Source organism: Actinosynnema sp. NPDC059797 (assembly GCF_042732085.1).
In the GTDB taxonomy this organism is placed as follows: Bacteria; Actinomycetota; Actinomycetes; order Mycobacteriales; family Pseudonocardiaceae; genus Actinosynnema.
Window position 1 is genome coordinate 24,456 of record NZ_JBHWIE010000043.1, and the last position, 11,564, is coordinate 36,019.

Consider the following 11,564-nt stretch of genomic DNA (forward strand, 5'->3'; position numbering starts at 1 on the left):
CCACCCGGGACGGGCCGCTAGCGCTGCCCACGCCTCCGCCGTCTCCGTCCCCCAGGCCGGCCGCGACGAGCACGCCGACGTCCCCGGCGACGGCGCACAGCGCGCTGCCGACGAGGAACGCGACGACGCCGGCGACGTGCAGCCGCCGCCTGCCCAGCAGGTCCGCGAGCGAGCCGCCGAAGGCCAGGAACGCGGCGAAGCACAGGTTGTAGCCGGTGACGACCCACTGGGCGGCCGTCGGCGAGGCGGCGAGGTCACCGGTGAGGTCCGGCAGCGCCACGGACGCGCCGGTGATGGTGAGCGGGAAGGACGACAGCGACAGCAGGACCGCCGCCGGGACGAGGACTCGGTGGTTCACGCCGACCACCGGCCGAGGGGTGTGGTGCGCAAGGACAGCTCCGGGGATCACGGGCGGAGCCGGGCAGCGCGGAGGGCCGCACCGGCGAGGACTCGCGAGTGCGGCGGCGCTGTTCCACTACCGGGGGTTCAGGCCGCCGCTGGGGCGGCCACCCTGTCCGAGGCGGGCACGCGTCGACCCTAGCGGAAACCCGTCCGCCCCCGGGCGGTCACCCGGAGGCGGCGGCGATCAGGTCGTCGCCCGGCAGCTCGATGCCCAGCTCCCCGCCGGGGTTGACGACCAGCGTGACCCCGGCGAGCGCGGGCAGCAGCTCGCGGCCCGTCGTCTGCATCGGCGACCCGGTGCCCGCCGGCACGTGGCCCGGCGCGGACCACGCCGCGATGAACCTGCGCCCCGACTGGTCGACGCCCACGCGCAGGCCGCCCGACCCGTCCGTCTCCAGGACCAGCGGGCTGTCCAGCAGGGCGCGCAGGACGCGTTCCCGGGGCAGCCAGCCCACCGCGACGTAACCCAGCACCAGGTCGAACTCGGACAGCGGCTCCGGGAACCCGCTCCGGCGCGGGCCCGGCCGGTAGTCCGGGTTGAGGAACGTCTTGCCGGTCAGCACGCCGTCCGGGCCCGACTCGTACGCGCCGAGCAGGGTGGCGGTCGGGGTGCCCTCGACGTAGCGCGGGTCGACGTCCGGGTCGGCGCACCACACCCAGCCGCCCGGGTTCCGCCGCGCCTGCTCCCGCAGCGCGTCCGTGACCGGTGGCAGGCCGGGGTGCCGCGTCAGGTCGTCGGCGTGGCCCGCGGCCACGTGCTCCCGGACGGCCTGCGGCAGCACGTAGACGCGGTCGCCGGCCGGCGTCACGGCGGTGACGACGTTCCACGAGCCCTTCAGCAGGTAGCGGTGGAATTCCAGGTCGGACGGCACCTCCTCGGCGTGCACCAGGTTGCCGTCCGGCGAGCCGTAGCGGTGGACGACCAGGTCGGTCACGCCGGTGAGCCTGATGCCGTCGAGCCGGTGCAGCGGCGGGTCCTGCTCGGAGATCACCTGGTACGGGGCCTGCCACGCGGGCAGCTCCTCGTCCAGCTCGTAGCGCAGCGCGTCCTGGTCCAGCACGAGCCGGCCGGTCAGGTGGGCGACGGCGTCGCGGACGTCGCCGAAGCGGACCCTCTTCTCCTTCAGGTCGCCGTCGGCCCGGTAGACCTCGTACCAGTCGCCGTCGCGGACCAGGCACCACGCCTGGTCGCGGTGGCTGCCGAGGCTGTAGAACCGGGGGCTGGTCTGGCAGCGGACGATCACGTCGACCAGGGGGGCCAGCGCCTCGCGGAACGCCGCCTCCGCCCGGTCCTCGTCGTACGGCCTGCCCATGGCGAGCGCGGCGGCCCTGGCCTTCGCCGCCTCCGGGACCTCGGGCAGCCGGTAGCGGTTCTGCCGGATGTGGTCGACCAGGGCGGGTGCGGGCGGCACCTGGTGCTCGCGCAGGTAGTGGACCACCGCGGCCGACCACACGTAGCGCCCGTCGGTGTGGTGGCCGAGCGGGACCACGCGTTCGTCGCTGTCGGAGAGCAGGTCGCGGGCCGCGCCGCGCGAGGACAGGACGACCGGCGCGGACTCCAGGTAGCGCAGGAGCAGCTCGCGCTCCCGGCCGCCGACCATCGGGCGGTACCAGACGCCCCGGCCGTCCTCGACCGCGTCGAACGCGCGCACGACCTCCGTGACCGGTTCCGGCTCGGCGGCGTCGAGGGCGTGCGCCCGGCCGCGCTGCTGGACGCTGCCCGCCGCGTGCCACATCCAGTCGGGCACGGCCTCGGGCCGCCGCGGCAGCAGGCGCAGCTCGTCGGCGTAGTGCTGGACCTCGTCCGCGTGGCCCGGGGGGACCCGCCACCCGGGCCTGCCCTCCACCGAGAACCGCCGCGTGGTCTCGCCGCCCGCGACGAACTCGAACCGCGCGGTGTACCAGGCGCCCAGGCTGTTGCGGTACTCGCGGACGCGCAGCCGGTGCAGCCACTGGCTCACCAGGACCGGCGGCGACCAGGCCCGCGGCACGCCGTCCAGCACGACCGCGGCCTCGACCTCCATGCGCCGCGCCACCGCCCGGCACTCGACCGTCAGCCGCTGCCAGCCCTCGGGCGCGAGGGCGGTGATCTCCGCCTCCACCCGGTCCAGGACGGAACCGTGCCCGCGCGGCATCGGGTCGCCGGGCGGCAGCGACGGGTACTGCGGCCACGCGTGCGGCAGCTCCGGCAGCTCGCGCACCAGCACGAGGGGGTCGTCGCCCAGGTGGCCGTCCAGCGGGTCGAGGTCGAGCCGCTCGGGTTCGCCCGCGAGGCGCCACACCTCCGCGCCCAGGACCGACTCGAACTGCGCCGCCTGGACCTGCTTGACCTCGCGCCCGTCCCGGTCGAGCACGGGACCGCGCAGGTCCGGCGCGTCGTCGGGGGAGACGAGCGCGGTCGCGCCGGGCCCGTGCTCGAACCGGAAGGCCCGGTTCCCGTCGATCGCGATGTCGAACAGCACGCGCGTCACCCCTCGGCCCGCGGCTCGACGTCCCGCGCCCAGGCCGGGAGGGTCTTGCCCATCTCCTCCATGACCTCCAGCACGTCGCGCAGCTCGGCCACGTCGGGCGCGGTCGAGGCGAACCACCGGGACACGCTGTCCCACGCCCGCGCGGCCTCCTCGCCCTCGACGACGTTCCACACGGGAGGGTCGTCCTGGTCGAGGTCCGCGCCGTCGACGACCTGGTAGGCGTAGCCCTGGTGCGCGGTGAGGACGAGGAGCCCCCCAGGGTCGGCCGGGCCGTGGTCGAAGTGGCCGAGCGCGGCGATCGCGTGCCGCTTGCGCTCGCCGGTCACGGCGTCGACGCCGAACGCGGTGCCGGCCAGCCACAGGCCCGGGCGGGAGCCCACCAGCCGCAGCACCTCGCGGACGGCCTCGGGGACGCGGTCGACCCCCTGCTCGGCGGCCATCCGGTCGATCTCCTCGTCGGACGCGCCGCGCACGGAATCGCGGCGCAGACCGTCCCGGACCGCCCGGTCGAAGACGGCGCGAATGCGTTCGATCGCGCTTTCACTGGGCTGGCTCACAGCGGGTAAAGCCTTTCTCCGGCTCGGTTGACGACTTCCAGTCGCATGTTCGGGAAAACGCGTTCGTAGGCTAGCATGACCTTCTGGCAGGACAGGCAGATCTGGTAATCCGGCGGTGTGCCGTCCCGTTTGGCGGACGGCAGGTCGACGACCATGCGGAGATCACCGGAAATGTCCGCCGCGGTGAACGGCGTGTACGTGGTCCCGTTTTCCGCCGCTTTCGCCGCCGCGCGTTTGTTGAGTTCGTCGATGGCGAGTTCGATGCGGTCCTGCGTGCGCTGGACCTCACCCTTGAAACCGTTCCGGTAGTGGTTCTCGTCGGCCTTGTCGACGGTGTCGACCACCTTCACGGCGTCCCGCAGGGCCCGGTCGACCTCGTCCCTCGACAGGCCGCTGTGCTCGGCGAGCTGGTGCCTGGCGAGGTCCTCGAACATCTTCGGCTCCGAGTCGTGGACCCGGTTGCTGCCCTCGCCCTCGCGCCACCCGCCGCTCACCGGGTCGTAAGACCGCGCGTACGACGTCTCGAAGACGCGCTCGTTCTTCGGCGGGCGCTGCGGCGCTTCCGCGGCCGGGCTCCAGTCGTGCGCCTTGCCGCTGTAGTTGTAGAAGTCCGCCGACTCGCCGGTCCGGTCGCTGCGATAACGCGCCGTCGACAGCGTGCGCTCGTGCGGGCGGCGGTCGGCGTCGGTCATCGGGTTGCGGCCGGTGAGTTCGCGGACGGATTCCAGGCCCTCGTTGCGCTTCTCCTTGTTCTCCTCGCGCAATTCCCGGAAATCGTCCTCGCGCTCGCCCCGGCGCTCGGCGGTGGACGGCGCGTGCTCACCCGGCTCGTCGCCCCACTCGGGGGTGTGGCCGGGCGGGTAGGGGCTCTCGCTGATGTCCTGCGAGCCGTCGGGCCCGAACGTGCGCCACTCGCCGTTCGGCGGCCAGCCGGGGTGCTCGCCGTCGACCGTGTTGCTCGCGAACAGGTTGCCGTTGTAGTCGACCCACGCGTCCGTGTTCGGCGCGGTGACCGGCACGCCCAGCTCCCGGGCGAGTCGAGCGGCGAACCCGTCGTCCCGGCGGCCGGTCTCGCAGCCGACGAGCGTGATCGGGTCGCCGTTCCAGTCGGGGTTGGCGCGGATGACGTCCGCGACGTCCTTGGGGGACAAGGGGTAGCGGCCCACGCGGGCGCTGTCGGGGCTGCCGTGCACGTCCACGACGAAGCGGCCGGGGATCCTCGGCAGCTCCTGCGCGGTGTAGTACTGGTTCTTGTCCTGGCTCCGGTCGTAGATCGACATGCCGGCGGGCGTGGAGTGGACGTGGTCCCGCACGTTCCGGTCGAGTTCGTCGTCGAGGGAGCCGAGGCGGTCGGCGAGGGGCCTCTGCGGGCGTTGGGGCGCGGGGTCCTGGGGCCGGTCTTGCGGCCGGTCCTGGGTGCGGTCTTGCGGTCGGTCCTGGGCTCGGTCCTGGGTGCGGTCCGCGCTCGTCGGGTCGGTGCGGTCCTGCTGCTCCGGGGTGGGCGACGGGGACCGGTCCGGGTGCGGGGTCGGGGTGGGGCCGAAGGACTCGTGGTGCGGCTGCTGCGGCGCTTGCTGCGGCAGCATCCAGTCCCGGCGCGGGTCGTGCTGCTGCGCCGGGGGTTGTTGAGCCGGGTGCTGCTGAGTCGGGTGCTGCTGAGTCGGGTGCTGCTGGGCCGGTGGCTGCTGCCACGGCGGGTTCTGCGCCTGGCCGGGCCGCGTCGTGTCCCGCTCGGGCTGGTCGGTGCGGGGACTGGTCCACGGCTGGTCGGTGCGGGCCGGGCCGGTCCACGGCTGATCCGCTCGGGGCGCGGTGGTGTGCTGCTGCCCGGCCGGCTGGGCGTGTTGTCCGGCAGGTTGGGCGTGCGGCGCTGCCGGTTGGGTGTGCGGCGTGGCGGGTCGGCCGGGTTGCTGCTGGCCCCGGGGGGTGTGCGGCGTGTGGCCGGTGGGCGTCGGGCCGTGTCCCGGCTGCGGGGACGCCATCGGCCGGGTCGGCCCGACGTGGTGCGATGCCGGGGTGTGGGCGGCCGGCTGACCCCGGTCGGCCGGGCCGGGCTGGGACGGGACCGTCCCGGGCCGGGCGTCGGCCCCGGTCCCGGTGCTCTGCGAGGACTGCGTGTCCTGCCCGTCCTGCCCGTCCTGCGTGTCTTGCCTGTCCTGGGTGTTCTGCCTGTCCTGGGTGTTCTGGGCGGACGTGGCGTCGGGGCGGGAGGTCGGCGACGGGTCCCTGTCCCCGATGTAGTCGGGGTTCGGGACGAACGGGCCGGGGACGAAGCCGCTGCCCGGCTGGTAGCGGACCTCGTGCCAGCCGGCGACGTACCTCCAGTCGACGCCGCCGGGGAACAGGACCTCGGACTCGCCGTACCTGCGGTCGTGACCGACGGCGTCCAAAGTGGAATCGGTTTCGATGCCACCCGGGGCCTTGATCACGTACATCGCGCCCGTGCCCGCGCGTTCCTTGGCCACCGTCTGGTCGGTGGTCGTGCTGACGTACGCGTTCGTGTCGCCGTCGACGTGCCTGAGCAGGTCCGGCGCCTTGCCGGGACCGGGCACGTCGAACCCTCCCGCAGCTCGGATCTCGTCCGGCGAGCGGGTGTCGCCCCGGTAGAGGGCGTTCTCGTCGCGGGTCCAACCGGGAACGTCCCGGTACACCACCTTCGACTCGGGCACCCCGTACGTCGACGGGTCGACGTGCCGCATCGCGACCGGCGGCCTGCCGTCCGGGTCGGAGGGCGACGCCTGCGGGGTGTCCGGTGGCTGCTGCGGTGTGTGCTGGGGCTCCTGGTGGCCGGCCGGGCCGAACGGCGCGGAGGGCTGCTGCGCGCCGGGACCGAACGGGGCGTGCCACGGCGTGCCCGGTGCGCCGGGGTGGCCGTTGCCGGGGGTGCGCGGCGGGGCCTGGCCCGCGTTGGGCGGCCCCGCCGGGTGCGACCCGGGAGGCGCGAAGCCCTGAGGCGGGCGCGGCGGCATACCGGTGTGCGGCGCGGTGCCCGGCGTGCCGGGCATGGGGGAGCCCGCCGGGTGCGCGCCCGGTGGCCGGCCGGAGTTCGGTGCGGTGAAACCGGGCGGGCCGGTGTGGACGGGTGCGCTAGGGGGAGGGGTCCAGGGACGGGGCGCGCCGGCAGTTCCCGGCTGCGGCGCACCCGGCGGACGTCCGTGCGCGGGCGCACCGGGCATCCCCGGTGTTCCCGAGTGCGCGGGCGGACCCGGGTGAGCAGGCGAAGTCCTCCCCGGCACACCGGGCCCGAAGCCCGGTGCGACACCACGGGGTGGCGTGCCGCCAAGTCCAGGAGGAGGCCCGTTGCCCCGTGGCGGGGCAAGCGGGGCACCACCCTGGTGAGGTGTGTGCGGCGGCCCGGAAACCGGCGGAGCACCGTGCGACACCGGCCCCGAGCCCGGCATCGGCCCGCCCGGCATCGGACCGAACGAGGCGGCGGTAGCGGGCCGTGAAGTCCCACCGGGCATTCCGCCAGGCGTTCCGCCTGGACGAGGCGGGCCGCCGGGCACGCCACCCGGGGTGCCGCCGGGCAGACCACCGACAGGTCGTCCGCCTGCTGTGCCTCCAGGCGCGCCGCCGAGCGGTCCGCCGCCGGGCCGCCCGCCCGGGGTGCCGCCGGGAGTGGTGTTCGGCGCGCTACCCGGTGGGCCACCGGCAGGTCTCCCGCCCGGTGCGCCTCCGGGTGCGACGCCAGGAGTCGTGGTTGGCGCGCCGCCAGGCGGGCCGCCGGCAGGTCGCCCGCTCGGTGCGCCCCCAGGGGCGACTCCGGGAGCGGCACCCGGTGTGCCGCCGGGCCGTGCCCCAGGTGCGCTGCCGGGTGTGGTGCTAGGTAGGCCGCCGCTGGGCCGCCCGCCCGGTGCGCCTCCTGACGTGCTGCCGGGTGTGGTGCCTGGAGCCCCGCCGGGTAGACCACCGTTGGGCCGGCCACCTGGTGTGCCTCCAGGTGCGCTGCCAGGGGTCGTGCTCGGAGCGCCACCGGGTAGACCGCCGCCGGGCCTCCCGCCTGGCGCGTTACCGGGTGCGGAGCCCGGAGCACCGCCGGGCAGACCACCGCTGGGCCTCCCGCCCGGCGCGCTGCCGGGTGTGGTGCTGGGCGCGCCGCCGGGCAGGCCGCCGCTGGGTCGTCCTCCTGGCATGCCTCCAGGTGCGCTGCCGGGTGTGGTGCTGGGCGCGCCACCGGGCAGGCCGCCGCTGGGTCGTCCCCCCGGCGTGCCCCCCGGCGTGCCCGCGGCCCCACCTCCGGGCGTCGTTCCCGGCGCACCACCGGGATTCGTGCCCCCACCACCCAACCTGGGCGGCGCGGTGGCCGGCGCCGTGGGCGTGGCGGACCTCGGTGCCCCGGCACCACCGGGAGGTGTCCCGCCCGGCGACCCGCCCACCCGTTCCGGAGCCTTCACCGAAGCCCCACCGGCGGGCGACGTCCCGGGTCCGGTCCCCGTCGACCCCCCACCCGCGACCGACGGCGGCGCGGACGTCCTCCCCGACCCGGCCGGCGGCGCGGACGAGGGCGTCGGTGAACCCGACGTGCCCCCGCGTCCCGACACGTCCGCCCTGGGCTGGATGCGGTTCATCGACGACGCCGCCGACTGGTCGGTGGAACGCGCCGTCTGCGCGGTCGCCTTGGTCTGGGCGCCCGCGTTGTCCGCGGCCTGGGCGGCCTTCTCCGCACCACCCCGCGCGGTCTGGATCGCCCGGTCGGCGTGCTGCATGGCGACCTGGCCGAACACGCCCGCGCTGCCCGACGTGGCGTTGATGTTCAGCTTGCTCGCGACGCTGCCGCGCACCTGGTCGCCACGACCGGTGATCTTGCCGCCCAGGTTCTCGACCGCGTCCGGGTCCATCCGGGTGCCGCGACCGCCCACACCGCCCGACGGTGACGGCGACGGTGACGAGGGCGGTGGGCTGCCTCCCCGGTCACCGCCGCTGGACGAGGAACCGGAGCCCCTCCGGCGACCGACCATCAGGCGGTGGCCGGCGGCATCTCATAGGGCTTGACCGCGTCGTACGCCGTCTTGGCGTAGCCGCCGTACTCCGCGAACCGCTCCAAGCCCTTGACCAGGCCGCTCATCTTCTCCGCGAGCTGCGCCATGCGACCGCCGAAGCGGGCCATCGCGGACGCCAGCCTCGACAGGCGCCCCGCGATCTTGGTCGCCATCATGGCCGCGCGGGTGCCCGCGTAACCCGCGTAGGCGGCGATGGAGCTGCCCAGGGTGACCACGGCGGACGCGGCGGCGATCAGCGCGCCCGCGATCAGCTCGCCGACCAGGTCGGAGATCCAGCCGAACACCAGCGCGCGCAGTTCGCAGACGAGGGCGCCGGACAGGGCGTAGATCGCGGCGGTGCCGTCCATGGTCTTGCCGAGCGCCTCGTACTCGGCGGCCATCTGCTCCATCTCGCGCTTGAACGCGTCGCCGGCGTCGCCCTCCCAGTCGGAGACGCCGCGCAGGTCCTCGCGGTGCTCCTGGGCGATCATCTTCATCTCCAGCGCGGCCTGCTTGAGCTGGTCGGTGTTCGCGTTGATCTCGTCCGGGTTGCCGAGCAGCGCGTCCAGCGGCTCGCGCAGGAAGCTGACGTGCTCCAGCAGCCAGCCGACACCGGCGGACGCGAGCATGCCCAGCGGGTTCGCGGCGGTGGCCACCAGGTCCACCACCACGCCCGCGCCGCCGAGCGCCGCGTCGATGACGTCGACGCCCTCGCCCTCCGAGTCGGCGGTGAGCGTGTCGACGAAACCGGCGACGCTGTCCACGACACCGGCGCCGGTCGACCACGTGGTCGTGCTGTTCTCCTCGGACACAGTTCCCCCCGGCCCGGCCTAGCGGTTCTTGAAGATGGAGTTGTCGCTGAAGTCGTCGTCCTCGTCGACGCGCGGCGCCGGGCGGCGCGCGGGCGGCGGCGGAGGGGGCGGGGGAGCGGTGGCCTCGTACTCCTCGTTGAAGACGTACCCGGGCCGCTGCTGCCCCGGTTCCCGCTCCTCCTCGGCGGGCGGCAGGTACTCGGTGATCACGCGGTAGGTCTCGGAGCCGGTCCCGTTGACGGCCTCGAACGTCTCGGCGACCTTCACCGCCGCGCCGCGCTGCGCCTTGCGCGCCACCTCGACGATCTCGGCCGAGAGCTGGGCGGGCGACTTGCGCAGGGCGGCGTCGGTCAGCTTCACGTCGGTGAGCGCCCCGTTGGGCGCGACCGTCACGGTGACCGCCCCGTCGGCGGACGACGCCGAACCGCCCGCGTTCGCCAACCCCTCCTGGACGGCGGCGGCCTTCGCCTGCGCGTCCGCGATCTTCGCCTCGAAGTCCCGCATCCACTCTTCGGGCGTCTTCACCTGTCCCCCACGATCACTCGACCAACCGGCCCAGAGGATCGCACACGTTCGGTGGGCGCGAGGCGGGAACGGGCAGAAAGGTCCCGCCCCCGCGCCGCCGGTGAGGTGGTTCACAACGACCCGCGAACGGCCGCAGCGCCCGTCGGCGCGGAGGTCCTGCGCACCCCTCGTAACCAGCCGCGCGAACGACACCCGTTCAGGTGGGAACTGTCACTCGCAAGGGTGAAATCGTCGCCGTGTCCCTGGTGGCACCAAGTGGCATTCGGCAGTGGTGGCGCTGTCGAACAGGAGGATGGCGAAGTGTCGCCCAGAAGTGTCGCGTTTTGTCGGTTAGTGTGTCCGCGTTCTGTCGGTTAGGCTGCGGCTGTGACTGTTTTCCTGCGGCGCAACGCGACTGCGCGGGTGGCCGAGTTGCTGAGCTCGTTCCGCGTGGTCCTGCTCGGAGGTGCGCGACAAACCGGGAAGACCACGCTGGTGCGGGAGCTGTTGGACCTGCCGGGGCACGCGTGGTTCAGCTTCGACGACGAGGCCGTGCTGGCCCGTGCGGCGGATGACCCGGTCGGTTTCGTGGACGCCTTGCCCCGACCGGCAGCGGTGGACGAGTTCCAGCGTGCGGGCCGCGGCTTCCTGCTCGCGGTGAAGCAGGCGGCCGACCGCGACCGCGCACGGGGTCAACTGCTCCTGACGGGGTCAACCAATTACCTGGCCGACAAGGGGCTCTCGGAGACCTTGGCGGGCCGTGCCGGGCGATTGCTGCTCTGGCCGTTGTCGATGGGGGAGCGTCTCGGTGTGCGGGAGACGTTCCTGGACCTCCTGTTCGAGCCCGCCCGGTGGCCCGGCCGATTCGGGGTGTTGCCGCGTGCGGAACTGGTCGACGTCCTGCTGGAGGGCGGGTACCCGGAGGTCGTCACCGAGGGTCTCGCCGGGCGTCGGCGCCGGAACTGGTTCGAGGCGTACGTGCACGACGTCGTGTCGAGGGAGGCGCTCCGCCCGATCGCCGAGGTCCGGCTGGAAGCCGAATTGCGGAAGCTGCTGCGCCTCCTGGCGGCCCGCACCGGTCAGGAGTTGGTCGTCGCCGGGGTCGCCGGGGACGCGGAGGTGGGTCGTGAGACGGCGTCGAACTACGTGACCCTGCTGGAGGCGCTCCACCTGGTGGTCCTGTTGCCCGCGTGGTCGACCAACATCACGACCAGGGCGAAGCGGCGGCCGAAGGTCGTCGTCGTGGACACCGGTCTCGCGGCCGATCTCTGCGGTATCGGCGAACAGGCGTTCGGGCCGACCGCGGGCGGGACCGCAGCGGGAGCGCTGTTCGAGACCTTCGTGATCACCGAGGTGTTCAAGCAGGCCACCTGGAGCGAGCGGAGTGTGGACTTGTCGTACTTCCGGGACCGTGATGGAGCCGAGGTGGATCTCGTCGTGGAGGACCGCAGGTCGGGTGAGGTGGCCGGCCTGGAGATCAAGTTGACCAGCACGCCGACCGCGCGGCACGCCAGGCACCTGGCGATGATGCGGGACAGGCTGGGGAGCCGGTTCACGACAGGTCTGGTGGTCCACGCCGGATCGCAGACACTTCCGCTGGGCGACCGGATCTGGGCCGTGCCGGTTTCCGCCCTGTGGCGGTCGGATAGTTGACCGCCCGGGGGTTGCCGGGGGGGGGGCGCCCCCCCGTGAAGAACCCCGGCTGCGCCCGCACCCCAAACAACCCCCCCCCCCACCCCCCCCACCGCCGCCGACCCCGCCCCCACCCCAAACACAAAGGCCAAAACCCCCAACAAAGCCAGTCGATACAAATGCAAACCCAACCGCGGGGACGGCGGC

The 11,564-nt window shown here is 74.2% G+C and carries 9 protein-coding genes; 3 read left to right on the top strand and 6 right to left on the bottom strand.

Annotated elements, in window-relative coordinates; all coding sequences use genetic code 11:
- From ACFV4N_RS14295 to ACFV4N_RS14310, 4 genes are all read right to left on the bottom strand, one after another.
- A partial coding sequence (locus ACFV4N_RS14295; RefSeq protein WP_499672953.1) for an MFS transporter occupies window positions 1-358 on the bottom strand: 358 nt, incomplete at its 3' end.
- Window positions 359-566: 208 nt separating this feature from the next.
- Window positions 567-2,864, bottom strand: a complete 2,298-nt coding sequence (locus ACFV4N_RS14300) for an SseB family protein (RefSeq protein ID WP_499672954.1) — start codon at window positions 2,862-2,864, stop codon at window positions 567-569.
- A 5-nt stretch (window positions 2,865-2,869) separates the two neighbouring features.
- Window positions 2,870-3,430: a hypothetical protein gene (locus ACFV4N_RS14305; protein WP_499672955.1), complete on the bottom strand. Its 561-nt coding sequence runs from the start codon at window positions 3,428-3,430 to the stop codon at window positions 2,870-2,872.
- Entirely contained in the window at window positions 3,427-6,435 is a 3,009-nt protein-coding gene (locus tag ACFV4N_RS14310) for a DUF8616 domain-containing protein (RefSeq protein ID WP_499672956.1), read from the bottom strand. The genes ACFV4N_RS14305 and ACFV4N_RS14310 overlap by 4 nt, the downstream gene beginning before the upstream one ends.
- 440 nt (window positions 6,436-6,875) lie before the next feature.
- Here ACFV4N_RS14310 and ACFV4N_RS14315 point away from each other — a divergent pair, with 440 nt between their 5' ends.
- Together ACFV4N_RS14315 and ACFV4N_RS14320 are read left to right on the top strand one after the other, a co-directional pair.
- Window positions 6,876-7,256, top strand: a complete 381-nt coding sequence (locus ACFV4N_RS14315) for a hypothetical protein (RefSeq protein ID WP_499672957.1) — start codon at window positions 6,876-6,878, stop codon at window positions 7,254-7,256.
- 305 nt (window positions 7,257-7,561) lie between these two features.
- Window positions 7,562-8,422, top strand: coding sequence for a hypothetical protein (locus tag ACFV4N_RS14320; RefSeq protein WP_499672958.1), 861 nt, complete (start codon window positions 7,562-7,564; stop codon window positions 8,420-8,422).
- Here ACFV4N_RS14320 and ACFV4N_RS14325 read toward each other — a convergent pair.
- Both ACFV4N_RS14325 and ACFV4N_RS14330 read right to left on the bottom strand, forming a co-directional pair.
- Entirely contained in the window at window positions 8,388-9,221 is an 834-nt protein-coding gene (locus tag ACFV4N_RS14325; protein WP_499672959.1) for a WXG100 family type VII secretion target, read from the bottom strand. The genes ACFV4N_RS14320 and ACFV4N_RS14325 overlap by 35 nt on opposite strands.
- A gap of 18 nt (window positions 9,222-9,239) precedes the next feature.
- Window positions 9,240-9,746 carry a YbaB/EbfC family nucleoid-associated protein gene (locus ACFV4N_RS14330; protein WP_499672960.1) on the bottom strand — a complete coding sequence of 169 codons (507 nt, stop codon included), beginning with the start codon at window positions 9,744-9,746 and terminating at the stop codon, window positions 9,240-9,242.
- Window positions 9,747-10,112: 366 nt separating this feature from the next.
- Here ACFV4N_RS14330 and ACFV4N_RS14335 point away from each other — a divergent pair, with 366 nt between their 5' ends.
- Entirely contained in the window at window positions 10,113-11,378 is a 1,266-nt protein-coding gene (locus ACFV4N_RS14335; RefSeq protein ID WP_499672961.1) for an ATP-binding protein, read from the top strand.
- The last annotated feature ends 186 nt before the right edge of the window (window positions 11,379-11,564 follow it).